At 46.0% G+C, this 26430-nt stretch carries 16 protein-coding genes; 7 read left to right on the top strand and 9 right to left on the bottom strand.

Features of this window, described 5'->3' with window-relative positions; translation table 11 throughout:
* On the top strand, window positions 1-1528 hold a 1528-nt coding region (locus tag QUA25_RS18750; RefSeq protein WP_333040408.1), incomplete at its 5' end, for an SdrD B-like domain-containing protein.
* A 334-nt stretch (window positions 1529-1862) separates the two neighbouring features.
* Here the strand turns inward: QUA25_RS18750 and QUA25_RS18745 are convergent.
* The 7 genes from QUA25_RS18745 to QUA25_RS18715 all read right to left on the bottom strand — a co-directional run bounded on the left by QUA25_RS18745 (window position 1863) and on the right by QUA25_RS18715 (window position 11052).
* Window positions 1863-2291, bottom strand: coding sequence for a hypothetical protein (locus tag QUA25_RS18745; RefSeq protein ID WP_333040406.1), 429 nt, complete (start codon window positions 2289-2291; stop codon window positions 1863-1865).
* A 43-nt stretch (window positions 2292-2334) separates the two neighbouring features.
* Window positions 2335-4263, bottom strand: a complete 1929-nt coding sequence (locus QUA25_RS18740) for an iron uptake porin (RefSeq protein WP_333040404.1) — start codon at window positions 4261-4263, stop codon at window positions 2335-2337.
* A 167-nt stretch (window positions 4264-4430) separates the two neighbouring features.
* Window positions 4431-4565 (bottom strand): hypothetical protein, encoded by a 135-nt coding sequence (locus tag QUA25_RS18735; RefSeq protein WP_333040402.1) that lies wholly within the window; start codon window positions 4563-4565, stop codon window positions 4431-4433.
* Between the two features lie 251 nt (window positions 4566-4816).
* The gene (locus tag QUA25_RS18730) at window positions 4817-6019 is read right to left on the bottom strand and encodes a catalase (RefSeq protein WP_333040400.1); all 1203 of its coding nucleotides are present in this window, start codon (window positions 6017-6019) and stop codon (window positions 4817-4819) included.
* A 198-nt stretch (window positions 6020-6217) separates the two neighbouring features.
* On the bottom strand, window positions 6218-7864 hold the full coding sequence (locus QUA25_RS18725; RefSeq protein ID WP_333040399.1) for a peroxidase family protein: 1647 nt from the start codon (window positions 7862-7864) through the stop codon (window positions 6218-6220).
* A gap of 75 nt (window positions 7865-7939) precedes the next feature.
* Window positions 7940-8983 (bottom strand): DUF2235 domain-containing protein, encoded by a 1044-nt coding sequence (locus QUA25_RS18720; RefSeq protein WP_333040397.1) that lies wholly within the window; start codon window positions 8981-8983, stop codon window positions 7940-7942.
* A 635-nt stretch (window positions 8984-9618) separates the two neighbouring features.
* Window positions 9619-11052, bottom strand: coding sequence for an MFS transporter (locus QUA25_RS18715; RefSeq protein WP_333040433.1), 1434 nt, complete (start codon window positions 11050-11052; stop codon window positions 9619-9621).
* Between the two features lie 713 nt (window positions 11053-11765).
* On the opposite strand from QUA25_RS18715, the gene cbiD reads away from it, so the two are divergent.
* From cbiD to QUA25_RS18690, 5 genes are all read left to right on the top strand, one after another.
* The gene (cbiD, locus tag QUA25_RS18710; RefSeq protein ID WP_333040432.1) at window positions 11766-12887 is read left to right on the top strand and encodes a cobalt-precorrin-5B (C(1))-methyltransferase CbiD; all 1122 of its coding nucleotides are present in this window, start codon (window positions 11766-11768) and stop codon (window positions 12885-12887) included.
* A 347-nt stretch (window positions 12888-13234) separates the two neighbouring features.
* On the top strand, window positions 13235-14836 hold the full coding sequence (gene guaA, locus QUA25_RS18705) for a glutamine-hydrolyzing GMP synthase (RefSeq protein ID WP_445242235.1): 1602 nt from the start codon (window positions 13235-13237) through the stop codon (window positions 14834-14836).
* A gap of 705 nt (window positions 14837-15541) precedes the next feature.
* Window positions 15542-21424, top strand: coding sequence for a CHAT domain-containing protein (locus QUA25_RS18700; protein ID WP_333040393.1), 5883 nt, complete (start codon window positions 15542-15544; stop codon window positions 21422-21424).
* 591 nt (window positions 21425-22015) lie between these two features.
* Window positions 22016-22231 carry a hypothetical protein gene (locus QUA25_RS18695; RefSeq protein WP_333040392.1) on the top strand — a complete coding sequence of 72 codons (216 nt, stop codon included), beginning with the start codon at window positions 22016-22018 and terminating at the stop codon, window positions 22229-22231.
* Between the two features lie 155 nt (window positions 22232-22386).
* The gene (locus tag QUA25_RS18690; RefSeq protein WP_333040390.1) at window positions 22387-23283 is read left to right on the top strand and encodes a pirin family protein; all 897 of its coding nucleotides are present in this window, start codon (window positions 22387-22389) and stop codon (window positions 23281-23283) included.
* Window positions 23284-23784: 501 nt separating this feature from the next.
* Here the strand turns inward: QUA25_RS18690 and QUA25_RS18685 are convergent.
* Both QUA25_RS18685 and QUA25_RS18680 read right to left on the bottom strand, forming a co-directional pair.
* The gene (locus QUA25_RS18685; protein WP_333040388.1) at window positions 23785-24360 is read right to left on the bottom strand and encodes a TIGR04376 family protein; all 576 of its coding nucleotides are present in this window, start codon (window positions 24358-24360) and stop codon (window positions 23785-23787) included.
* Between the two features lie 326 nt (window positions 24361-24686).
* On the bottom strand, window positions 24687-25910 hold the full coding sequence (locus QUA25_RS18680) for a hypothetical protein (protein WP_333040386.1): 1224 nt from the start codon (window positions 25908-25910) through the stop codon (window positions 24687-24689).
* Between the two features lie 71 nt (window positions 25911-25981).
* Here QUA25_RS18680 and QUA25_RS18675 point away from each other — a divergent pair, with 71 nt between their 5' ends.
* Complete coding sequence (locus tag QUA25_RS18675) at window positions 25982-26308, top strand: hypothetical protein (protein ID WP_333040384.1); 327 nt, start codon at window positions 25982-25984, stop codon at window positions 26306-26308.
* Window positions 26309-26430: the final 122 nt, after the last annotated feature.

Below are 26430 nucleotides of genomic sequence, written 5' to 3'. Positions count from 1 at the left end.
GCCCACTAACTTTGACATTGCTAATGTTCAAGTACCACCACCACCTGTCACTGGTAGTATTAGTGGCAGGAAATTTAATGATATCAACAATGACAGGACTTTTACACCGGGAACCGATCAACTTCAGCCGGATGTTACCATATTTTTAGATATCAATAACAACGGTCAACTGGATAGGGGAGACTTACAAACTCAAACAGATAATTTAGGTGGTTATTCCTTCTCGAATTTACCCCCCGCTACCTATACTGTTCAAGAAATAGTTCCTGCAGGGTTCACTCGTGTTACTCCAGTTCAAGCTGTTACTGTCGTTGCTAATCAGCCCACTAACTTTGACATTGCTAATGTTCAAGTACCACCACCACCTGTCACTGGTAGTATTAGTGGCAGGAAATTTATTGATATCAATACTAACGGCATTCTTGATGCGGGAGAATCAGGACTGGGAGGATCTACCATTTACCTTGATCTCAACAGAAACAGCACCCTTGATACCAGTGAACCATCAACAATAACAGATGTCACAGGTTTCTATCAGTTCAATAACCTACAACCCGGTACTTACACAGTTCGGGAAGTCCCACAACCGGGTTTTGTAGCCACTCAGGTTCCTAATCCAGTTACAATTCCTCCTGGTAGGGGTTTCAATGCAGAAAATATCAATTTTGGAAATGCTCCAACAACGCCGCCCATTGGCATTCCTGGGATTTTGCAGTTTAGTAACCCTAGCTATTCAGTGAATGAAGATGGCACAACCAGTCTGGAAGTGATGGTGACTCGAACAGGAGGTAGTTTGGGAACAGTGGATGTAACTGTATTAGCGAGTGACGGCACTGCAAATGCAGGAACAGATTATAATGCTACACCGATTACTGTTTCGTTTATCGATGGGGATACCACACCCACCCCCATCCGAGTTCCCATCATTAATGATTCTCTATTGGAACCCAATGAAACTATTAATCTTTCCTTAGTTAATCCCACAAACGGAGCCACTTTAGGTGTACAGACTGCTGCAACCTTAATAATTAATCGTAGCGATAGTGGTGTCCCCTTACCTATAGGTAATGTGGGGAATTTACAAACTGTTGCTAGAGATCCTTTAATTCGAGAATCTGGTTTTGACTTGTCTGCAAATGCTTTGGCAATTGTCAGTGCACAGCAAGGAGGAAGCGGTAATTTTATCGATCCTTTGATTAACCCCGGACAGGTTGCTCGTGGGATTACCTACAATGAAGGACAATCAATTATCATCAATGTAGCCAATGGATTCGATCAAAAATTCAGCTTCCGTTATGCTTCTCCATTTGCAGAGCATCAAGTGACGATTTATGATGGAGTGAATGGAACAGGAAATGTTTTAGCCTCAGTACCATTGCCTCGAACAACTGACTCTAATTTAACGCCCGGTGCTTATATTTTAGAAAGCAATTCTTCATCAAATCTGTTGTTTCAAGGGATTGGCAAATCAGTAACTCTAGGAAACCAACCTAATAAACTGGTGATCGGCGATATTACTTTTGGCTAAAGTCATTCTATTGTTTATCCTTGGAAAACTCACTTGGGGAACGCTCTGGGTAGTGCCCTAAAGGTAAGGATGGTTGAAATTCCTTGGCAGTCTGGAGTTCATTGATTTACTACCGTGTACAAAGATCCAAGTATCTGCTCAGGACAGGGTTCAAAGTGCTGATTATTTCGTTAATGTCTTGGCTTTGTAGCTGCAAAAGCATTAAAAAAGCCTAGATACTTCAGGTCTGTAAGGTTGGCTCCAAGCTCTGAAAGCCTTACATGAAAAGAGCTATGTCCACCCTTACCTAAATAGGACTACCCGCTCTGTTCCCCTTGAGTGTATGCGTAACCCCTTAATTACGTCCTCTTTGAGAGGGAATAATAACATTTGTTCGGTCAAAACTGGGAGGTAAATTTGGTTGTCCAGGACGCAACTGACCTGCTGCATTTTGTCTGTTAAACTCTACTTTTTGTAAAGAATCTACCGTTGTAGCCACTCCACCTGTCCCACTCAAGGGATCGGCAGTTCCACCTAAAGCATCATTTAAAAATGTCTCCCTGAATCCCCTTCTTCTTCTTGCTTCTGGATCTTGGGTTTCTTCAAAAAAGGTGGGTCGGATACGTCGAGCTTGAGCTATAGTTTGAGTTTCTGAACTGGAGTGAGACGAGTTTAAACTTTCTGCTTGGCTATGTGAAGGAAAAAATCCTATTCCTCCTATGCTCAGAAGGACAATAGCTAGGAATGGATTCAGAAATTTTGAGTTGGGTAAATACTGATTCACGATTTTAATCTCCAAAACTTGTGTTCAATTGAGGACAAACTGTTTAGAACAGAAATGTTGTTCTGAGGACACCCATAAAAATTGTGTTATTATCAGCATTATGTTCAGGAGCCGTAATAACAAAGAAACCCGGAGTAACAAAAATGTTATCAGATACACTCCAGCGATAAAATGTCTCAAAGTGTAGAGATGTATTTCGATCGGTTCCGTTGGGTAAATCCCGACCTGCAACTAATTTTGGGGGTTGACCAATGATGAAAGCCAATAAGTCTCTCTCACGACCAAAGGGATCGGAAATCCCCACAGAAGCCGCGTAAGTTGTTGTATTAGCATAGGCATTGCTATTAAGGAAGTTCCCCATTGTAACACCTCCCCATGCCCCCAAGGTAACTTGACGATTAATCCGCCATTGAAACGATGCACCTAGAGCATTAATCTGTAGGGGTTTCTCCAAACCGCCAGAAGTATCGGCATTTAAGCTACCTGTAAAGGTATCTAGGCTGCCATTGGCAGAGTAGGCGTTAATGTAAGTTAGACCTGCTAAAGTATTGCCAGAGGGTTTAATTAAAAACTGAACTCCCAATGTACTGTGATCGGAGCCACTGATACCTTGATTAGGAGCGCTGCTGTTTCTTGTTCCATAGGCAACTTGCAATCGCAGCCAATCTGTTACTAACAAGTCCGCACCTGCTCCCGCATCTAAGCTACCAATTTTAAAGAGAGGACTGGCTTCACCAAATCGAGAAATAGCTCCCCGTCCCGTATCAAAGTAGGGAGAATTCGCCGTAAGTACGTTGCTAAGACTGAAGCCGACAGGTCTAGCCGTAAAGACTACGCGATTGTTAAATGCAGGAAATCTGTATTCTAGTACATCTAAGGCGATTCCGTTATTGGTATCAGTCTGAGAAGATAGCAGGGCCATGTCACCAAATCCTGGTTTCTCAACTGTTCCGGCATAGCCTCGATTTGCCGAGTTTCCACTAACTAAGCCAATTCTTAAGCGATCTAAACCACTAAAAGAAGAGACGGTTCCCACACGGACCAAATTAGTAAAAACGGGTTGGTTATTACTTTGGTCTCCCGGGGGGTCGCCTCCTGTTGCTGTGGCTAACTCAAAAATGGCTTCTCCTCCCAAAACTGTAGTTGTGGAGAATCGGTTAGCTTCGAGTTCAGCAGTACGAGCTTCTAAACTATCAACCCGACCTCGTAAGGTAGCTAGTTCTGCGGCAAACTCTTCTTGGAGTCGCTGTAAAACGGCTAAGTCTTCCTGGGTTATTTTATCGACAGCAGAGGCACCAATCAGTTCATTAACTCGTTGCAAGCAAGCATTCAAACCCGCCGCAAACTCGTAACGAGTCATGGCTCGATTCCCTCTATAAGTGCCATCGGGATACCCGCTAATACAACCGTAGCGTTCAACTAAAGATTGTAAGGCTTGAAATGCCCAATCGGTAGGTCGTACGTCGGACAGTTGGGAAACAGATGTCACCTGACCTTGAAGTTTTACAAAGTCATCTTTAACCTCCTGATGCTGTACGTCGGACAGTTGGGAAACAGATGTCTCCTGACCTGGAACTTTTACCAAGTCATCTTTAACCTCTTGAGGCTGTACGTCGGACGCTTGAGAAACAGATGTCACCTGACCGGGAACTTTTACCAAGTCATCTTTAACCTCATGAGGCTGTACGTCGGACAGTTCGGAAACAGATGTCTCCTGACCTGGAACTTTTACCAAGTCATCTTTAACCTCCTGAGGCTGTACGTCGGACAGTTCGGAAACAGATGTCTCCTGACCTGGAACTTTTACCAAGTCATCTTTAACTTCCTCTTTGAGAGTCGGGGCAATGTTTTGAGGTGCGGTTGGGGCGATCGCACTTGATGGTAATGAGTCTAGAGACTGGGCAAATGTAGTATCCTGAAACGTGAGTACAAGTAATATTGGGAAAATTGACAAAAAATACTGTATTCGCATAAACTCCTTTTCATAAGATATTTTTGTAACAATATAATATGATTGATTCAGGATTTACGCAACTGGCACATGGTGATGAGTGCGTAAGCGTTGCCCTCGTAGAGGATCGTCCGAACTGACTCAGGAGTGCGATCCTCTTCGAGGGCTGCGCTAACGACGGATTTGGACTATCCTAGACGGACGTTGGCGATCGCCCATAAACCTGGTTTAATCGAATTCGCGATCGCACATACGGGATTTTTGAGAAGATGCGATCGGCAAACCAATTTTGCGCTTTGTTGATAGAAGAGTCGGGAGTTCAACTTGCTGATATACTCTGGGTTTTACTTTTGGGAAATAGTGTAAATAAATCCACTTAATTAAACCTAAGATCGGAATGGCTAAAAAGCTGGCTTTACAAGCATTCTTCCTTCTTTCTTCTTCCTTCTACTTAGCACCATAAAACCGTTCTAGCAATTGAATTTGTTGACCAGGGATTCCCTGAAAGTAATTAAAGCAATACCAGTTAGTAAGGTTATTAGTTTGGTGTTCTTTTTGCAAGACATCTAATCCCTTAAAATGTTTCTTCTCCGGTTGGTTCTTGGTGGACAAGACCTCGCTTTTGAAGGCGATAATTCGCTACAACAGGGTAAACAACACCGCGTATCCGATTGATCGCACCTACTGGACGATGAACTGCTAAGCCGTTCCAGGGAGAATATCTCAGGTTTTCGTTGAAATCAGATTGTTTTTCATAATCAATAATCTGATGCTTGACGGTGAGACGACCTACTCTCAAGAAGGGTGAATCCTGTTCTTTCCAGACATTGATGCCATCGTCTATCGGCATTTTTAAGCTGGTTTGGAACTGAATGCCAAAATCCCAACAGTATTGGGCATCAGGTTTCGCCAAGGCTTGAATTAGATCGTCCCGGTAATAATTGTCTGGTTGATTGGGATCTAAACCCAAGGCTTTAGCGCGATCGACAAAGGGAATTTTAGGAATTCCCGGTCGAGATTGTTCTGGAATTATCTCGTGCGGTGGTTTGCATGAAACCGGAGTAAACCCATACTTAATTACAGCAGGGTATTCCACAGGAACTAGACCAGGCTGGGAGGGATCGAAATCGGGATGGAGACCCAAAGCAGAGGGTGAACCGCTCCAATATTTGGCTGTTAGCAAACTCTTCGGAGTCCGGCTACCAGTAAGGGTTGACACCGCTAGAAAGTGTCTGGGATGTCGAATTAGCCACTTTTTCAATGCCTCTGGTGATTCAACCAGAGCAGAAAAAAAGCCGTAGTAGTCTTTGATTGTTTGGCTCACAAATATCTCTGAATTGTGAACAATGATGTCCTGGGTTTTTGACTCGTGGCTTTGCGCCAGTCGTTCCCCTTCCACCCCCATCACTTTCACAGAAATTGAGCGCGAATCTTTTTGGTAATCAGGGTATACTTTGGTAGCACCGTTAGCAAATCGCAACCAAACAGGATATTCTTTGGGCTTTGCTAGCAAACCTTGCTTAAGGGAAATAGCATTGAGTTGCGAAGAAGTTAAAGAAGCGCGTTTGCCCAATTCCCGTTTAATCGCTTCCTCATCAAAGTCAAAAATTTCCAGAGTTCCTTTAACGCAAGCATGAGTTTTGGCGTGAGTATCTCGCAGCGCCCGCTCTTTATTGCCGTAAAGATTATCCATCCGAAGCTTGGCTTGCTCAACCAAAAGATCGTAGTATTTGCGTTCGTCCTGTTCGGGATATTCGGTAAATAACTTCTTGCTCATAAATAACCTTCGGTTAATCGCTAAAAAAGGTTCTACACAAACCGTTCCATCTGTGAAACAGTATAACTGCTGCTGCAATTGCTTCCGAATTGCCGTAGCCGATCGCTTGCGAAAAGATCGCCTTTTTCTTCCTCATTTTTGAGGGCGCAGGTGTGTTTGCGCCCCCCACTACCTTGAGTCTTAGTTGTCAGCTACAACTTAAAGATCGAAAGAGACTTTGTATTTGTGATCGCTTGGAGGAACATTACGATTCACTAAATCAGAGACTGTTTTGGTATTTTGGATAATTTCCCAACCAACCTCAGAAAAAGTTTCCTTATTGAAGACTTTAGGCGATAACAAAGGATTAGTTAAAGCTTGGGAGAAAGCATCAATGCCAATTATCCGTGCTACTAAAGGCGGAATTGCTGAATTTTTCCGGACATCTTCAGCGTACAATCCGACAAATAGTTCAATCTTATCAACATGACCGTACAACTCTTTTAATTTCTGTTGAGCGTATTCGTCACCCGTAATTTGATTGAAATCAGTCACCCTGGGATAACCACACATTTCGCGGTAATCGTTATAACTGGCTAACTGCGCCTGCCGTCCGAGTTTAACAGATGCTAGTTCGGTAGCATCAATAAATGTATAGGGTGTTCCTGCGATCTTAAAATCAGGTGTGTTAAACAAACCAATTCTAGTGCCTGGTTGGGAACAACTTTCTTCCATCAATGCACCCAACCCTTTATCGATTAACATCTGATTATTCCAAAGGGAATCGTACATGGATTTTTCTTGGCCGTCATAGATAAAGGTTTCCGGAATCGCACTATGCCAGCGATAGACAAAACTAAACTCAATCGCCATCCAATTTTCTCGATACCAACTTTCCTTGGTAAAAGCTTCAGGATCGGCAAAAAACCTAAAATTATAGGGCGTAATGTGGAAAATGTACTCTTCCATAATGATATTGAGAACAATCACCATGAGAATATTTCTCGCGGTTTGGAAGAGCCTCTCATCGTCCCATTCCGGATAGCTTTTGGACAAAACATCACAAATTCGATTATGCTCTCTGATACATAAAGTGTTGAGCATGACATAGCCAATTTGGACGTTTGCCCGTTCAACTCCCATTGCAAATAGCTTGCCTTTCTTTTCGGGGGGTTGTCTTTTCTCATCATTAAGGGGTGCATGAAGACCTTCAAATTGAGGATCGATAATACCCTGCTCAGGATCGGCATAATAAAATAGTGGATACTCTTCTTCTACGCCATCTTTGCGCTTGAGTTTTTGGGTTTTAAATTTACCATCCTTGAAAGCTCTGAGCATATTTGTTTGTTTGCGGGTCAACCCGTAAACATTACACATATCAATCTGATGGTTGGAGGTATTTTTGAAGCGGTTTTGCTGATCTATCCGCAGAAAACTATCTGTAAACCACTGCACCCAATAGGGAAAGAGTAGAGTCGATTTTTCCGAATAAATGGTTTTTCCATCTCTTTTTTGGAATAAGGTCTTTAATTTGTCCAGTGGTGGTAAATTCCCTTCTTTGTTAAATTCTGGGTCGGGAGGTAAATGTCGCCCCGTATAAGTCTTGTCTGTAAGTGAATCCCAAGAGATGTAGGTATCAGTTTTTTTGGGAATATCTGTCCCTGGAATTTTGGGATCTAAGCCCATTAAGCTATAGGGAAGCGGGCGAGTCGGAAGTTTGTAAATGATACTATTGAGAAAAAATTTGTTTAGTTTACGTTTCAGAGGCTCGTAACTTTGAACTAAATCCCAAATTGGTTTGAAATGAGTCAACGTATATGCTAAAGCTTTGTTGCTGAATCCATCTCTAGATGTATCTCTTGTCATGATTGCTTTTCCTTTCGAGTGTTGTAAATTAGATCGTCTTCTTATTCTGGGTTCTGAGAGGTTGATAAAGTTCGATCATTTTTCTATATTTTCAATTACTTTGGAGAGAATCTTTTGCAGATTCTTAGGCCGATAGTCTTGGCTTTTTTTCAATCGCTCGATCGCGCTTTCATGAAGATCCTCAAGGGTATCCCCCACCTCGCGCCACTTGATTCCTGCCAATTTGAAGAACCCAGGATTGTTTTGAAAGGGAACCTTATAATCAGGCTTGATATCCTCAATGGCCTCTGGCTCGAATTCAAGCTTCAATTCAAGGTCACTGATTTGATCGAACATCCACTTCAAGACAGCATCTGATAACCCGCGGTATGCTGGCGTACCACCGCCGATGCAGCCATGTTCGCCTGGAAACCAAACTTGACGAAGCTTCTGGTTCGGGGCATCAGGATTTTTCTTCATCAGGGTAACATCAAAGACTTCGCGAATTTCGTCGATCGCAACGGCGTGCACCGCATTCTCAATATCCTTATTTAAAGTGGTGTCGTGGAATTTGTACCTTGCTTTGAGCTGTCCCTCAAACTTCCTGAAGGCGGGTACAACAGGAATACCAAGGGCTCCAACGGTGTCGAAACAACCAAGCAAGGTAATCGGGACGCGATCGCCCTTATCTTTGCCGTACTTTTCGCGGAAACTCTTTGCTTCCGGATGCTTTGGTGAAATCTCTCGCTTACGGTAAAGCTCGTAAGCTTGTGATGCCATGGTAACGTTACGGCGGGATAGGAGACCGGAGCAATAGATCATCCCCGCTAGACTCCTGACTGTGTAAGCACCGCGACTGAACCCGAATAGATAGATTTCGTCACCCTGATCGTAGTTGAAAGAAAGAAAACGATAGGCATCTTGGATATTTTTATCGATTCCCAGCCCAGTGACTCCGCCCACAATCTTGTTACTATCTACTCCAATTCCCTCGTCATAAAACACGATCTGCGGAACCCCGTCACTGGCTGTCCGTTTCACGGCCTGGGCAAGCTTAACCACATTAGTTGGGCACTGAGTATCTAGTTTGTTCCAAGTTCCATCACAGCAAACTATCAGACGTTTCCCTGGCTTCGTCATTTTTATATTCTCTCTTTGAATTTGAAAATTTGATAGCGACCTGTAATTGCTAATCGGTTACTTGAGATTCCCCGTTCCCCTTTTGGGTCGCTTCAGGCAAGCCCTCCTAATTTCTTGCTCGACGAAATTGTTATCGGGTTGGGCAATCTTTAGCTATTTCGATTCTCAGGATATTAGTCCCAAAACACCCTATAGTCTAGCTGGCTGTATTAAAATGTTAATTTTATTTATTTTTCTTAAAGTAAAATATTTACAGTGTGAAACAGTAGCTTTGGTTCTGGGAAAATGCTCGCTTTTCCTAAAACGTAAAAAATTCATAGCGTGAAATAGTAGCTTTGGTTATGGAAAAATGCTCGATTCTCCTAACAGAAGTAGCGCTCCGACGCCCTAGCTAAGAAACATTTAAACACATTTACGCTATGCCAGGTCAGTTTTTAGAACAGCTATATCTTATCGATTTGTCAGTTGGCTGCAAGATAATGGTGACGTATTGGCAGAACACCTAGCAGGTTTGGACTATGTTTTGGATTAAAATTTGTTTCAAGCACTCTCAGGTTTTGTGTGATGTGCTTGAAGTTTTTAACAATCTGTGGGCTTTTCTGGTTTCTCGATCGGTAAATTGGTGCGAAAAATTCCTAGTCGCGGTTTAAATTGAAACGTCCCAAAGTGGGGACGATCGACCGCAGGGACTGGCTACGAGGTTCTCGCACCAACAGCAAAGGCAGCAAGCCTACCAGCCGCACAGCAGCCGAAAGGGCAAACAGTGAGCCCAAACTCATGCCCGGAAGTTCGGCAAGAAAGCCACCGGCGGTAGTTCCCAAAGCCCCAGCTAATCCCGAAACCGCTGCGGCGATCGCAAAATAAGTTGAAGGTTGCTTGATCGACGCTATCTCCATTTGAATATTGTTAGTACACAGCCCGATCGCGCCTAACGTCGTTCCCCCCAACAAGTGCAGCAGCGGCAGCCACACCCATAGGGCAAACGGGTAATTGCCCGTACCCAACCACAGCAAGGGCGTTAGGGCCACCACCAGCCCCACCGCAATTAGCAGAGGGCGATTTCCCCAGCGATCGGCCAACTTACCCCAAAACATCAGCAGCAGTAGATTGGCGCCGGAACTTAAGCTGGTGTAAATCGTTACCAAACTCACATCCAAGCTTAAATCTTTCAGCAAGTAGATATTAAAAAAAGGCGCGCTGAGATTAATAGCAAATGTCCACACACTGAAGTAAAGAATAAACATTAAAAAATTAGAATCTTTCAGCACTGAAGGTACAAAATCTGTTATTTTCTTTGCTTCTTTCTCTGTAAGTCGATCATTCTGTGCATCTTTTTTGTATACGTGGGGATTCACATCAACCATAAAGAATTGACACCCCAAACTAATCATTCCCGCCCAAACACCCACCAATAAAACAATACCGTAGCCCAAAATTGGACCGCCGTCCCAAGTTGACACTCCCAATCCCATCAACGGTACTCCCAGCAAAGTGATGAGGCTGACAGCACTGTTGCGAAAGCCAAAATAGCGTCCTCGCAAGCGCTGAGGAACCACAGCAGCCATCCAACTGAACCAGCTAGAATTGGCCAAAGCTGCCAGCACGCTAGCTGCTACGACTGTTACCAGCGTCCATTGCAGCAGTTGGTGGGGGTCTGCGTGCTGGGAACCCCAAACAATTACCACCGCCAGCACCAGCCACAGCAGCCGCGACGCGCCGAATACAAATAGGTTGTACCAGTGGCGGCTGGTTGTGCGGTCTGCGATGTAGGCTCCTAGTGGTTGCAGGAGATTTACCACCATCGGAATAGCCGAGAATATACCTATTTCCACGCTGCTAGCCCCGAGTTGCAGCAAGAAGTTGCTCAGCAGCACGCCGCCAGTCGCCGACTCGAAGACAGCCGCAAAAACGCCGTCTAGAGTTGAGGCTTTCAGGGTTGATCGAACCTCTTGTTTAGAAATTTTGAGATCAGTTTGTGGAGGTAAAACGAGCTGAGATATTTGATTGTCTAGTATTTCAGGAGCCTGAAGAGATAGAGGTTCATTTAACTCTGCAACTGGTTCAAACATAGTCAATCGATTTTAGATTTTAGATTTTAAATTTTAGATTGGAGAATTGAAGTAACAGGGTTAGATAAAACCAGCCCCACCTCCAAGAGGTTAGCTCAAAAGTAGGACTGGCACGTCCGGGTAATTCCGATCAATATAAATGACTTGCGATCTATAGGACATCAACCGGTTGGGAGATATAAATATGCTAAGTGTAAAAAAGTAGGTTTTAGGGCTTAACCAGGAAGCGAGCGTAGCATTTCGCCTACCAAAAATTGCTCGAATTCCGCCTCAAACAAGGCCCCCCAAGGGCATAAGCAAATTTCGCGCGAGTTCACTGGGTTCTCAAATCTTTACGGCTAGCTAAATCTATAAAATGAAAGACGATCGACTTGCGGAGTATAGCTGCTAACTATTTCTACCTAATTCGTGGAATCCGTTTGTTCGTGCCAGCGCTCGCGATCGAGAGTCCGGGTTTTTTGTGAAAATCGCCCCCAGGTGCCGCTAAAGCTTCGGAGTGGCTTATTGGCAATCCTCTACGAGGGCTTCGCTAACACACATCAAAAAAGTGTTGCTTGCTTCCAGGCAACTCACAGGACAAAATTATAGTTGACAAAAATTACGCTAACTGCAGATAATAGCAAACCCTAGAATTAAACTTAAATGTTTGAGGGGTATCAGTGCTAAGGCGTGATGTCGATCGCCAGCAAATTTACGTATTTGTGCATTTGAGCGTGACCAAAACTCAACCTTTATCCGGGTATACACTGCCAGTATTTGCCTGTGCGGCCGCACTTGCAGCTTTGCGGTGCTTGCGTGAGGGTATTCACTCTCTAGATAGCGTATCAGTAAATTTACTGGAACCGCAAATAACGGCAGAAATTCCGATCGAACAGGCGTCTGTACTCAAAACTGATACCGCTTTAGCCGTGACTCGCTCCGATCCGGGGGACAATCTCGATCTGACTCGCAATACCCCCGTTTGGGCAATGGTGGAATTGCGGAGAGAAGGAGAGGGGGAACAAATACAGATTGTTGGCGGGGAGGGAATTGGACATCATAAAGCAGGTGGAGGAGCGGCAATCTATGATTACGCAATGCGACTGTTGCGATCGAATCTGAGCCTAGAACTCTCACCGTCCGAAAAAATTACTGTCACCCTGATTCTGCCGTCTGGGCGGCAACTAGCCACCCGCACTTCTAACGAAGCTTTCGGCGTGGTAGAAGGACTTTCGCTGCTGGGTACAACGGGCATTTCTCAACCGCTGAGTGCCCCGGGACAGTTGGAACTTTACCGCGAACAACTGCAACAAAAAGCCGAACTGTTTGACTGTTTGGTTTTCTGCATCGGCGAAAACGGCTTGGATTTAGCGCGACAACTGGGGATTAATCCTGAGAGGCTAGTCAAAACCGCTAACTGGCTCGGCCCGCTGCTGGTAGAAGCAGGATTTCAGGGCGTGCAGTCAATTTTGCTGTTTGGCTATCACGGGAAACTGATGAAATTGGCTGCGGGGATTTTTCACACTCACCACCACCTCGCTGACGGGCGCAGGGAAATTCTCACAGCTTACTGTGCTAAGGCTGGAATGCCTGCCGATGCTTGTTCCGCAATTTTTGCCGCAGCGACAGCCGAAGAGGCTCTCGGACAACTGCGCGCTTTGGACGCTGAGTTTGGGAGTAATTGGGTCGATCGAATTTACGGCGACATCGCCCGACAAATAGACTTGCGCTCATCGGATTGCATTTTTACTCACACTAACTTGCACATCCCCGTGGGCTCGGTGATGTTTGGGCGCGATCGCAAAATTATTGTTAAAAGTGATATAGGAGATACATTTTTGACCCAAATTTGTTAATGTAGTGTGAATATCCCTGAATTCTGTTTAAAACATCGCTCAGGGATAATATTTAACAAGTAATAATTCTTTGTCCCTAGACCTTAATTATACTAGGTTGCTTGGGGACGCAGTTTTTGACGCAAGAGTTCAATTAATTAGGGTAAGGATTAAAGTAAATCTATGCTTGCCCTCGACCCTATTAATCGACTACGATCGCTGACTGCAATCTAGTATAAATAAGATTTATTCCTAGCGACTAATGCTTGCTCGCCTTTCTCAGTATTGTACTGAAGCAGCGACAAATACCTCCCCTACTTTCTGCCCAATTAGCACTTAGCAATTACGCAATAACCGTGACTACTCAAATAGAAACTGAATCCGTTCTCGCAAACTCTTTTCTGGAGCAGATAGAGCGCCAGATCATCGTGATTCTCGACTTCGGTTCGCAATATTCCGAACTGATTGCTCGTCGAATTCGCGAAACTCAAGTATATTCAGAAGTTATTTCTTACCGGACTACTGCAGAACAGTTAAAAGCTATCAATCCTAAAGGAATTATTCTTTCAGGAGGCCCGAGTTCTGTATACGATGAAAAAGCACCCCACTGCGACCCAGAAATTTGGAATTTGGGAATACCGGTGTTGGGAGTGTGCTACGGGATGCAGTTGATGGTCAAGCAGCTCGGAGGCACGGTAGAGCGCTCGAAATTAGCGGAATACGGCAAGGCATCGCTATTTATTGACGATCCTACGGATTTGCTGACAAATGTCGAAGAGGGCAGCACGATGTGGATGAGCCACGGAGACTCGTGTACTCAACTGCCGACGGGTTTTGAGATCCTCGCTCACACTGACAATACTCCGTGTGCTGCTGTTGCTCACCACGAGAAAAATTTGTACGGCGTTCAGTTTCACCCAGAAGTAGTTCACTCGATCGGGGGAATAGCTTTAATTCGCAATTTTGTTTACCACATTTGCGAGTGCGAACCGACTTGGACGACCGCTACTTTTGTGGAGGAATCGATTCGAGAAATTCGCGCGCAAGTGGGAGATAAACGAGTTTTGCTGGCTCTATCCGGTGGTGTAGATTCTTCTACTTTGGCTTTCTTGCTGCACAAGGCGATCGGCGACCAACTTACCTGTATGTTTATCGACCAAGGGTTTATGCGGAAGTATGAACCAGAACGGTTGGTAAAATTATTTAAAGAGCAATTCCACATTGATGTTGAGTATGTTAATGCTCGCGAACGCTTTTTAACTCAACTTGAAGGGATTACCGATCCTGAAGTAAAACGCAAGCGGATCGGTCACGAATTTATCAACGTATTTGAAGAAGAATCGAAGCGTCTAGGCCCCTTCGACTACCTCGCCCAAGGTACTCTTTATCCTGATGTGATTGAGTCGGCTGACACTAATGCAGACCCGAAAAGTGGCGAGCGAGTTGCTGTTAAAATTAAAAGCCACCACAACGTCGGCGGTTTGCCGAAAGATTTGCGATTTAAGCTGATTGAACCGCTGCGAAAACTGTTTAAGGATGAGGTGCGAAAAGTCGGCCGGTCGATCGGGCTTCCCGAAGAAATCGTGAACCGGCAACCTTTCCCCGGCCCGGGATTGGCGATTCGGATTATAGGAGAAGTTACCGCAGAGAGACTAAATATTTTGCGGGATGCTGACTTCATTGTTCGCCAAGAAATTAACCGGCACGGATTGTACGGTGAACTTTGGCAAGCTTTTGCAGTTTTGCTGCCGATTCGCAGTGTAGGCGTGATGGGCGATCAGCGCACTTATGCTTACCCGATCGTTCTGCGATTTATTAAGAGTGAAGACGGGATGACGGCTGACTGGGCGCGGGTTCCTTACGATTTGTTGGAACTGATCTCGAACCGGATTGTGAATGAGGTTAAGGGGGTGAACCGGGTGGTTTACGATATTACTTCTAAGCCGCCGGGAACGATCGAGTGGGAGTGATTTCTAGTTAGGGATTAAGTAGGCGGACTAATTTTTTGTCTGTCTACTTATTTTGATTTTGGATCAAAGGGCGATTCCCTACGGGATAGCTACGCTTCACGGGATTCAGGGGATGGGGGAGTGGGAAGGGCGATCGCTTTTATAGAATCCATTTGACATTTTTTACTGTATTGAAGTAAAGTGACTGCAAAATTCGTATCAAGAAGCAGTTATGCTATACTCTACCAGCCTCACAGACGAAGAATGGATCATCCTCGAATTCTTGTTTTTTCCGGTTGTGGCAAGGTAGGGGAAGAGAACGGGTAAATGCTTGGATAGAGACGTGCAAAATCCTCGTCAGTAATTGTGAGAGAACTCTAGTTGATGCGAGTGCCAAGGTTAATCTTTGTTTTATTACAAGACTTCGGACAGTTTTTGATAACCAACCGTAGAATATGGCTTTCAAGGCGATTCGGGAATCGAACTACCAAGGAAAAATCACGGGTTTCAGACTAGAAACTCAAAACTCTCCGGACTATTGTTATTAGGCTGATGCGGATAATGCTTGCAGCCGCTTCGATCTCAAATGGGTTCTATAAAAGTTTACCAGTTGAGCTAAGAGCGCACTTTTTAACGTGCTTAGCTTAAAATCCACTCATGTTTTTTGAGGAAAAAGTTTTATTATACTTTAAGCGTGTTCAGAAAAAAAAATCAGGGAGAAGTCTAATGATTACAACAAGAATAACTCAAAGATATCAACAGCAACTTTTGACTTATACTTGGGTGGTATCTTTAGGTTTTTTACTATTCTCACCTGCTGCTACAGGACAGCCAATTACTCCGTCTCCCGATGGCACAGGAACTGCTGTTAATGCCTCCGGCAATCAATTTAACATTAACGGGGGACAGCGCTCACAAGACGGCACTAATCTCTTTCATAGCTTTCAGCAGTTTGGACTCAAAGACGGTCAAATAGTTAACTTTATTTCTGAACCAAATATCCGCAATATTTTAGGGCGAGTTGTGGGTGGCGATGCTTCTTATATTAACGGTTTAATTCAAGTAATAGGCGGTAATTCTAACTTATTTTTGATGAATCCGGCGGGGATTGTTTTTGGTTCCAACGCTCAACTAAACGTGCCTGGTTCATTCTTGGCAACGACAGCAACCGGAATCGGATTTGGCAACAATTGGTTTCAGGCAGTTGGCGTTAATGAATACGCTATGCTGATAGGAACGCCAAGCATTTTAAATTTTGGTACAGATCAGCCAGGGGCGATCGCAAATTTCGGTCAACTGCGCGTACCTAACGGGCAAACGCTAGCTTTGATAGGCGGAACAGTTTTCAGCCCCGGTACTTTGTCAGCACCTTCCGGGCAAATTGCGATCGCATCGGTGCCCGGAGAAAACTTAGTCCGCATTTCTCAAGCAGGGCATCTGCTGAGTTTAGAAATTTCCCCCTCTTCTAATCTAGATTCTGCCCCTGTGCCGTTGAATCCCCTCACCCTGTCCCAACTGCTGACAGGAGGTAGCAGCAACGCTACAGGCGTTACAGTTAATAGCGACGGAAGCGTACAGCTAACGAATTCAGACTTGCAAATAGAAGCTGGGGATGTGGCGATCGCCGACACTCCGGCCACAGGTGCGAACCAAAATTTAGCAGTGTCTGCTCAAACGGCTACAGTGTCAGCCGCGCATAACCTGACTCTAGTAAACAGGCAACTACAAACAACTGGTGACTTGAAATTGCAAGCGGGGGAAATTGTCCGTATCCGCGACAGCGTGGCTAACTCTTTTGTTACTGATGTGGGTGGAAACCTAACCGTGCAGGGCGATCGCCAAATAGACATCCAGACGCGCAATCACTCCCAAAGCTTACTGAGCGCTGACGGCCGCATCACACTTACCAGTAACGGTACTGTATCCGGTGATGCGCTCTTCAGAGCTGGCAGCGATTTCTCAATTGCCACACTTCAAGGTAGCCCCGGCAACTTCGCAAGTTCAGGCGGTTCTACGATCGTCTCAGGCGGAAACGTCTCTTTTGGTAATTACGCAGGCGCTTCTCTGGGAGTGCAAGCCGAAGGCGCGATCGCAGTCGGCGATCTCGCTATCACTTCCGCATCTAGCGATCGACCGCAGTTGGTTTTAACGGCTGGCAACGTACCCACTCCCCTCACTCAAAACAGCACTCTAGCACCCGCGAGTTCTTCACCTGCCAGCATTCAAGTTGGCAATATCGCGATCGCAGGTTCAGTTTTTTTAGGCGCTGCAAACAGCATTCAAGCAGCATCCATTACTTCAAATGGCGGAGATATCGCGCTGGTAGCGTCCGGGGACATCGCAGCGGAAAACCTGAATACTTCAACTTTAACGGGCAATGCTGGCAATATTACCCTCTACAGCGCGGGCGGAAGCATCAATACGAGCGCCAACACCTTGAACGCTTCCTCGATAGCCGGTAACGGTGGGTCAATTTTCCTATATGGGACAAACGCGATCGCCACCGGTGGAATTACAACCTCTAGCTTTATTGGAAATGGAGGCAACGTCACCCTTTATGGAGAAGGCAACATCAGTGCCGGCAACATCGACACTAGCGGAATCAAGGCAGGCGAGATCAGCTTGCTTAGCAATCTAGGTGCGATCGACACCGGTGCGAGCACTCTGAACGCAACTGGTGGCAGCGGAGGGGGCAACATCTCTCTCAATGCTTACGGCAATATAGCAGCAACAGGAAATATTGTCTCTAGCGCTGGCAACATAACCCTCAGCAGTCAAGCAGGGGCGATCGATGGAGGCAATCTCTACTCTGGCAGCGGCAATACAGGTGGCGATGTAGGGCTTGTGGCATTTGGTAGTATTGCAGTCGGCAACATTGCCTCAAACGGTGGCAGTATCAGCCTCAATAGTGTCAGCTTCAACAACAGCAGCATCAGCGCTAGAAATTTTGATTCGAGTTCTAACACAGGAGTGGGAGGCCCGATCAAACTCAAAGCTGGTGGGGGTGATACTGGGGGTGACATTGTGACTGGTAATATAACCTCCGGTGGCGGTCGCATTTATGTGTTTAATGATGGTTACTTTAACGCTGGCAATATTACCCTAAATTCCAGCTATAGCGGTGGAGTAGGAGGTCAGATCAAAGTAAATACAGGGCCTGTAACTCTTGAAAATGTCATTTCTGGAGGTGGCTCGATCGAGTTATCGATCCTAGGCGAAGTCAACGTCAGTGGGGTAATAAATTCTAGTTCCAGCACGGGGAAAGGTGGCGTAATCCAGATTCAAGGAACCGATGTTAGTGTCAGAGATATTATTTCCGGCGATAGCGCGATTGGTTTTCGGAATGAGCCACTTGGGGGAATCACGCTCAATATTGGCGCTTTAAATTCTACATCTGCCCAAGGGAGGGGTGGCCATATTGAGATTAGGGCGGGTCGTTTAACTACTGTAGGCAACATAACTTCTGGGGGTAGCGGGATTCTCCTTGAAGCCGAATCCAGTCTTAGCGCCACCGGAGACAGAATAGATTCAAGTACGAGCGCAGGGGTTGGCGGTAATATTGTACTCCGCTCCAACGAAGACATCACTGTAGCGGGTTCTATCCTTTCTGGAGGAGGCAACATCAGTTTGCTCACCTCTGGTGACAGTATTAATGCCAAAAACAGCTTCCTCAGCTCTGTAGCTGAGATTGGCCTACCAGATGGAAACATCACTTTACAAGCTGGGAACGCGATCGCTCCGGGTACTATCCTGACCTATGAGGGTAAGATTCGCCTCGCTACTAGCAGCAATAACCCCAACAGCATTGATACCAGTGGCAGCCGATTAATATCTCTGACCGATCCTACCCTTGTTTTGGACAGTCCACGATTAGATATTTGGCCAGGTCTCGGCTTTGGGAGTGGTGGGTTAGCTCCCCTACTACCGCCAGAACCGCCAACAATTGCTGCACTCGCACCACCTGGGATTCAATTCCCTGCGATCGCACCTTTAGGCTTAGGTGTACCACAACCAGATAATCCTGATACTCCTTCCTCTGGGTTAGCTCCCACGCTGCCGCCAGAAATGGGCGTGCCACAACCATTAGAAGTTCCTTCCTCTGGGTTAGCTCCCACGCTGCCTGCAGAAAGGGGCGTGCCAGAACCATTACGTCTCCCAACCATCACACCACTCGTACCAACGCTTGCAAACTCAGATGCAATACCAACTGCGGCAGCCACTGTACCTGTCTCAGTGCAAGTCTCTAATACACAGCCAGAAAATCCTAATACCCTGGCCGGTCAACAATTGAGCCAGCTTAATGGCGATCGAAATCGCGAACCGCAAAACTTAGCAAGTCTGACACCGAGTGCCGCTCAATGCTTAACTGAGGAACAATTACTGGGGCAGCAACCAGGATTGCCTCTCCAGACTGCGCCAAAAGACTACAGCAAAGCGATCGCCTGCTACCAGCAGAATTTAGAGCTGGCGAGACTCTCCCGCGATCGCGCTAGGGAAGGCTACGCGCTCAACAATCTAGGCGCGACTTACTACGCGATTGGAGATTATGAAAAAGCAATTTCTTACCACCAGCAGCGCTTAGCAGAAGCTGAGTCCAGGGCCGATGTATTGGGAAAGGGACAAGCTTTTATTGGTTTGGGAGCTGCTTACGGCGCGATTGGCAATTATAAAAAAGCAATCGAATACTACGAGCAAAGTTTGGAAGTAGCGCATTCCCTAAAATCGGCTGATTTAGAGGCGAGTGTTCTGAGAAATCTGGGATTACTTTACTATGCCCAAAAAGAGTATACAAGGGCAGTTGAATATCAAGAGCAAAGTTTAGCGATCGCTAAACAGCAGCGCGATCGCCGAGGCGAAGCTCTTGCTTTGAGCAATTTGGGATTAGTACACTATTCCCTAACCGATTATGCCAAAGCAATTGATGAGCATAAACAAAGTTTAGCTATAGCCTCAGCACTGGGCGATCGCTTCGTTCAAGGTCGTGCTCTAGAGAATTTAGGAATTGCTTACTATGCTGTCAAAAATTATCGTCAAGCGATTGAGTCTCACCAACAAAGTTTAGCCATTGCCAGAGAACTGAGCGATCGGCACGCTGAAGGCCGCGCACTCACAAATTTAGGTGACGCTTTATATAAAGCAAAGCAACCAGCAGAAGCTATCAAAGCTTTATTTTCAGCCATTGAAATTTGGGAATCTCTGCGGTTAAATGTAGGCAATAACGACCTCAATTTAGTTTCAATTTTTGAAACCCAAGAAACAACTTATAGCACTTTGCAAGAAGTGCTTGCTAGTCAAAATCAGAATGATAAAGCGCTAGAAATAACAGAACGGGGACGGGCGCAAGCTTTTGTTAGATTATTGACCAACCGTTTTTCTTCCCAGTCAGCACAGGCTACCATAAAGGCATCGGAAACTCAAATAAAACCGCTCAACATCCAGGAAATTAAGCAAATTGCTAAAGAACAAAATTCTACTTTAGTTTCTTACTCGATTATCAAAGAAGTTGTAGAAGCTGACGGCCAAAGAAAGTTGCAAGATTCAGAACTTTATATCTGGGTAATGCAGCCGACCGGAAAAATTGAATTTCGTCGCATCAGTTTGAAACGTTTGGTTGAGGAACAAACTGCATTAAAAGCCTTGGTTACTCAAGGTCGTTGCTTCATTCCCAGTTGCCTGCGAAACAAGCAGCGATCCCAACCAGGTACAAATCCCACGCCAACCCGGCATATTGTCGAGCAACGATTTTTAGACCCGTCATTGCAAGAGCTTTATCAACTACTGATCGAACCAATTGCTGACCTTCTACCTCAAGATCCAGCGTCGCGAATTACCTTTATTCCTCATGAATCTTTGTTCTTAGTTCCCTTTGCCGCGTTGCAAGATAGTTCGGGAAACTACTTGATAGAAAAACATACAATTTTAACAGCACCTTCAATTCAAGTGCTGTCTTTAACAAAGAAACAGCAACAGCTTGCTTCAGGAAAAGGTGCGCTAGTCGTTGGGAATCCTACCATGCCAAGTGTTGCCTTTGGGACGAACCAACCTCCTCAACAACTGTCATCACTCCCACACTCTGAAGCCGAAGCGATCGCGATCGCTCAACTTTTGAATGCTGAACCGCTTACAGGCGACAAAGCGACAAAAGTAGCAGTTTTACAGCAAATAGAGCGATCGCGCATCGTGCATTTAGCAACTCACGGCATCCTGGATGACGTGGAGGGATTGGGGGTACCTGGAGTCATCGCACTTGCCCCAAGCAAGGATGACAGTGGTTTACTCACTGCTAGCGAAATTTTCAATTTGAGGTTGAATGCCGAACTCGTCGTTTTGAGTGCTTGCAATACGGGTCGCGGTCGTATTACAGGTGATGGCATCATTGGTTTATCGCGATCGTTTATTGCAGCAGGCGTTCCCAGTGTTGTAGTTTCTCTGTGGTCAGTATCTGATGAATCAACAGCCGACTTGATGGCGGAATTTTATCGGCAGATGCAACTAACGCCTGATATTGCCCAAGCGCTGCGGAAAGCCATGCTGGTGACATTGGTCAAACATCCTAATCCTGTAGATTGGGCCGCTTTTACCCTCATTGGCGAAGCAGAGAAACGTTAACCCGGAAAAGCTGATTTCCTGTCGTCAAGAGACCTAGACCTGCTCTTCCGTACTTAGTGTGCCGAATTATCATTTTTCTGGTGTCTTATACCCCACGTCCGGCCCTTTGATATCAATTCCGGTTAGATCGGAAGGATTAAACCACAGAGGACGCAGAGGATACAGAGGAAGGTAAGAGAGATGAATAATTCCGATGAAGGGCGGATTTGATATGACTCTCACATTCAGGTATTTTTGACCAAGCCATGAGGTTTGCATCAATTTTGAGGAAATAAAAAGTCAACTGTCGTTACTTGTTGAGAATTGGTTCAAGAAGAGGCAGTTCTTCCTATGAAGGTCTGAAACTTTTGCACAGCAGGAAGTTCAGACTCGTGCCAGACGAAAATTATCACGGTGTTATAGTCAAAGGGCGGAAGGTGGGTTGTAATTTTTCCACCGCTGCATTGGTTTCAATGTTGTGACTTCGATCACTGGTTACACGGACTTGGTTCACCGAATATTTTCAGTATTATCACGGAAAAAAACCAGCACCATCACTTGCTCTTAGAAGAAACCACGAGATGATTAAGGTGTCGAGTTCAAAACAATCTCATGTATCCAGTTAATCTTCTCCCCGGCGCTATCAACGAATTAATTGCCACTGTCACAGATACTCACCGCGTTACCAAAGCTGACCGCTACGGCATGATGGCCGCCATCCTTGATGAGTCCATCAGTGAAGAAGAACGTGGCTCACTCGATCGTCTGATTCGCTCCCTGGTCAAAGGTCGGGTTCAAGTCAGTGATGAACTCTCCATCGTCTCGTAAGCAGAAAGCTCGTTGAGAACTCGACACTCTACAACAGCTTTCGATTGGGAAAGTTTAGACCAGTCACTGATATTGCGATCGGCCTCTACAAGGATAGCTTTTTGTATAATGCACTTTTGACATAGACAATTAGCGTTCGCAACTTCATAAACATTATGACGGATACCCTCCAGCATCTCATTGAGCCACACATTCAAGATTTGGGTGGATTCCAAGCCCGTCGCTTGCTTCCCTCAGACGTTTTAGCACTGGTAGGCCCGTTCATCTTTTTTGATCATCTGGGCCCTGCGGTGTTTCCACCCGGCCGGGGCGTGGATGTCAGACCCCATCCCCACATCAACTTAGCAACCGTCACCTACCTGTTTGAAGGTGTTTTGCTGCATCGTGATAGTGTGGGCAGCGTTCAAGAAATCCGTCCCGGTGCGGTGAATTGGATGACAGCAGGGCGAGGCATTGTCCACTCCGAACGCACGCCTGACGACGAGCGCAGCAAAGAAGCCATCCTGCATGGCATTCAAACCTGGATAGCACTTCCCGATGAATACGAAGAAACCGACCCCTGGTTTCGGCATCATCCGGCTTCTGAGTTGCCTGTTTGGGAGGATGCAGGAGTTTCGTTCACTCTAATTGCCGGTGAAGCCTATGGTCGTACTTCCCCAGTTCAAATATTTTCACCCATGATTTATCTGGACGTGCAACTAACTGCTGGAAGAGAATTTACCTTACCGGGCAATTACAGCGAACAGGCGGTTTACAGCGTAACAGATGGGCTTGCGATCGATGGAGTGCCTCTGGAACAACATCGGTTGGCAGTTCTAAATTCAGGCACTGAAGTAAACATTTCTGCTTCAGGCAAGGCTCGTTGTATTGTGATTGGCGGTGAACCTGTTGGTGAGCGGCATAAGTGGTGGAATTTTGTTTCGAGTCGCCACTCGCGAATTGAGGAAGCTAAACTCGATTGGAGAGAGGGACGGTTTGCTCAGGTTCCTCAAGAGACAGAGTTTATTCCGCTGCCAGAAGAGCCACCTTCTCAAGCAGAGCAACCGTTGTAAATAACCGCAGCGATTTAAATTAAAAAACTGTTTGTTGATTCAGAATCTGTGTTTTTTACTCTAATCTTCACGCATATTATTCCAAAATTTGGCGTTGCTGATTCACGGCATAAATCTACTTTTCTCGGAACTTAAAACACTGACCCTACTTGGCTTATAGCCATTCCGAAATCTAGAAGTCATAGCTGTATTTAGCAACGCCGAAAAAATATAGAAGATCCACACCATTCGGCTAACTAAGGAAGAAAGAACACGGGGACTGAAGTCCCCCGTGTCGCTTCCCTCTGGAGACTAAAGTCTCGCTTGTTTCCCGCATCGCGTATTATTTTTATGATTTATTAATTGGCCCTATAATTTTACGATGGTAATTATATCAAGTCTGAATATCATGTCTGAGCGAGCGATCGCCATACCGCAGCGTATGGGGGGTTGACGAATATTTGCATTAGAAATCCGACTTCCCGGTGAACTCGTCCCTAAAGGATTGGGATGCTTTCGTAACTATCGGCCTATATTCCGCTTCATTCGATCGAGTTCTTCGTCTGCTTCCCAGCGTTGAAACTTTTCTTCTAAAGGATCGGCCGCATTAAAACTATTATAATTTGAACTCTGATTCCAACCCTTTGTATCCCAATTCTGCTCTGTTTTAGTGGTAGTGCGAGTAGCAGCTTCTGCAGCTTTTGCTCGGACTTCTTTTCGCCGTACTTGAATTTGGCGGTACAGTTCTTTTGCTTTTTCAATCCGTTCTTTGCAGCCTTGCATTTGACCCCAGCGCTGATTTCCCTGACGCAGCAAAGCTGCTTGCCGCTCTTGGGCGGCTTGAGCTAAATCGAGCCTTTGAGCAGCTTTAGCTTTGTTGATGCGATCGTTCCAGCGTTGAATTTCTTGAGCGGCGGAAAGAATTTCGGCTTGCAGTTTTTTCTCTTGTTTTTGGATATCGAGAATCAGCCGCAGGGTGTCTTCTTCTTGTTCTTTCAGTTGTTCTTCTATTGCCTGCAATTCCAGATGGGGATTGCTACGCAAAAATTCTTCTAATCTGGTTTCTAGAAAGCGGCTGAAATCATCAAATAAGCCCATTTTTTATAAATCCTCAGTCATTAGTCCTGGGTCATTAGTCATTGTCATTAATTATTAGCCATTGGTTCTTAGTCACTGAAGATCAATTATTGAGCCTTAGTTGTTAGTTATAGCAGAATAAAGTTCGGTAACGAATTGGGAAGCGATTTAACGGATAGAAGGAATAAGCAAGAAGAGCAATGGTTTCAGCAATTAAGAACGTTTTGCAGGTTCCTATATTATAACTGTTTTCACTGCTCGTGAGGTACAGCCCGATCGCTGCCCATTACTGATTACCGATGACCTAACTCATAACTAATAACTGATGACTAATGACTGATAACTAATTAGAACTTTTGGCCGACAAAAACCGATCGCACATCTCCTCCCTTGCGGATAACGGCTTCTTGATTTTTGATTTCTGCCAGCGTCCAACCGCTAGCGCCAATGCTTTCGCCGACATAAATTCTGCGGGCTACGCCGTCTACTTCAAACAAAGCGGCCGATCGATCGCCCAGCTCCAAAATCCCTACCAACGTGTGGGCGGAAGTCGGGGCGCTGCTGGCTGCCGGTGCGGATTGCTCGGGCGCCGGCGCAGATTGCTGGGCTGCAGCAGGCGCTGGTGCCGGTTCGGTTTCGCGAGCCAAAATCTTTGGCTGGGGAGACTCCGAGGGGGAAGGGGAAGCGGCGAGGGGATCTCGACTGCCTGCAGCGGCGATCGCACGACCGGAGGCGGGAGCAGCCGGCGAAGGGGAAACGGCAGCGGTTTGAGGAGCAGCCGGAGCAGCAGCTACCGGAGCAGCCGGAGCCACAGTCACCTGAGCGGGGGGAGGGATAACTACAACTTGGGGTGCTGGTGCTCCCGGCTGCGAGGCCGCTTGTTCGAGGGCATTAGCAATGCGGTTGACTGCTGTCGAAAGACCTGCGGTTGCCGGCGGCGCGCCGGAAATGGGAATGCTCGGCAGCGTCCCTGGGGTGGGGGCTCCGGGAACTCCTGCAAGTTGGGGGTTAGCTTGGGGTGCTTTTTTTTGTTCGATCGCTTCTAGGGAGCGCTGCACATATTCGACAAACGGAGTATCTGGTGCTGTTTTGCCACTTGATGCGGGTGTCTCTGGTGCGGGGGCGGCGGGCAAGCGCACGAGTCCCGACCTGCTTGCGAGCCATAACCCCATGACTAGCAGCAGCGACCCAAATGCTGCTCCCAGCAGCATTCTGTCGAATGATTGTTTGGACTGCTGTTTTTTGGCTGTTTCTAGGGCGACTTGGCGGGCGATCGCTTCTACGTCTTTTTCGTCCCGCTGCGGCTGGGGGGGTGCCAACTGCGACAAAACTATTTGAGGTACCGAGATCGACTTGAGCGCCACGAATTCTGGCTGCACTGGTTCCGATGGCAGTCCGCCACTACCGTCGAATGCTCGATCGACTCCTTCAAACAGTTCGTCCATCAACTGATCGGCGTAGGACTCTACTGCGACTGCTTCGGCTGGCACTGTTTCGACAGTCGCAACCACGGCGATCGGATCTGACGCTGATTCCAAAGACATCTGTTTGGCGATTACTTTTTGAGGCATAGTTTTCTGTTTGCTCCCGCTCCTCGACAACCCTGAGATTCTCAACTTCAGACTTCTACAGGATACTTGTGATGTTGACCAATTCTTGGTTAACAACAGGTCAATTGTATCTCACCCATCACCATATTTTTAGTCCTCGGCCAACTTACTTTGCGCGATCGACTTTTGTTTTACCTGTTTTGGGCTTTTTCGCCCCTGTTTTCTGCTGCCAGTCTTATTTGCTTACCCTGACTTTTAGGGCATATTCTACTGCTTTTGTCAACCCCACCCTCCGGGCCTTGGCTGTTTTTGACACACAGTTTTACTTGAGGCTCTCGCAAAAAAGCGGGTTTTTTGCCGCCGCTGTTTCCGATCGCCTTGCAGCTTTAACAAGGATTTCAGACTTTTACTCGTCTTAAGTTTGTTGGTCAGTTTGCTTGACAGTAGTAACAAGCAACCGATTTTATAACTTTAAGACTACCATAGCTTCATCACACTTAGGTAATAAATTGTCAAAGGTTGCCAAATTGTCGGCTAAATA

It is taken from the genome of Microcoleus sp. Pol17C6, from assembly GCF_036701145.1.
In the GTDB taxonomy this organism is placed as follows: Bacteria; Cyanobacteriota; Cyanobacteriia; order Cyanobacteriales; family Microcoleaceae; genus Microcoleus.
Note: the sequence above shows the minus strand (reverse complement) of the source record. Positions and strands in the feature narration are given on the sequence as shown.

What these genes read in the sequence shown, in the direction of transcription:
- QUA25_RS18740 (WP_333040404.1), bottom strand. Translation starts at nt 4,263, where the DNA reads ATGCGAATACAGTATTTTTTGTCAATTTTCCCAATATTACTTGTACTC.
- QUA25_RS18730 (WP_333040400.1), bottom strand. Translation starts at nt 6,019, where the DNA reads ATGAGCAAGAAGTTATTTACCGAATATCCCGAACAGGACGAACGCAAA.
- QUA25_RS18725 (WP_333040399.1), bottom strand. Translation starts at nt 7,864, where the DNA reads ATGACAAGAGATACATCTAGAGATGGATTCAGCAACAAAGCTTTAGCA.
- QUA25_RS18720 (WP_333040397.1), bottom strand. Translation starts at nt 8,983, where the DNA reads ATGACGAAGCCAGGGAAACGTCTGATAGTTTGCTGTGATGGAACTTGG.
- QUA25_RS18715 (WP_333040433.1), bottom strand. Translation starts at nt 11,052, where the DNA reads ATGTTTGAACCAGTTGCAGAGTTAAATGAACCTCTATCTCTTCAGGCT.
- QUA25_RS18700 (WP_333040393.1), top strand. Translation starts at nt 15,542, where the DNA reads ATGATTACAACAAGAATAACTCAAAGATATCAACAGCAACTTTTGACT.
- QUA25_RS18695 (WP_333040392.1), top strand. Translation starts at nt 22,016, where the DNA reads ATGTATCCAGTTAATCTTCTCCCCGGCGCTATCAACGAATTAATTGCC.
- QUA25_RS18690 (WP_333040390.1), top strand. Translation starts at nt 22,387, where the DNA reads ATGACGGATACCCTCCAGCATCTCATTGAGCCACACATTCAAGATTTG.
- QUA25_RS18685 (WP_333040388.1), bottom strand. Translation starts at nt 24,360, where the DNA reads ATGGGCTTATTTGATGATTTCAGCCGCTTTCTAGAAACCAGATTAGAA.
- QUA25_RS18680 (WP_333040386.1), bottom strand. Translation starts at nt 25,910, where the DNA reads ATGCCTCAAAAAGTAATCGCCAAACAGATGTCTTTGGAATCAGCGTCA.
- QUA25_RS18675 (WP_333040384.1), top strand. Translation starts at nt 25,982, where the DNA reads ATGTTGACCAATTCTTGGTTAACAACAGGTCAATTGTATCTCACCCAT.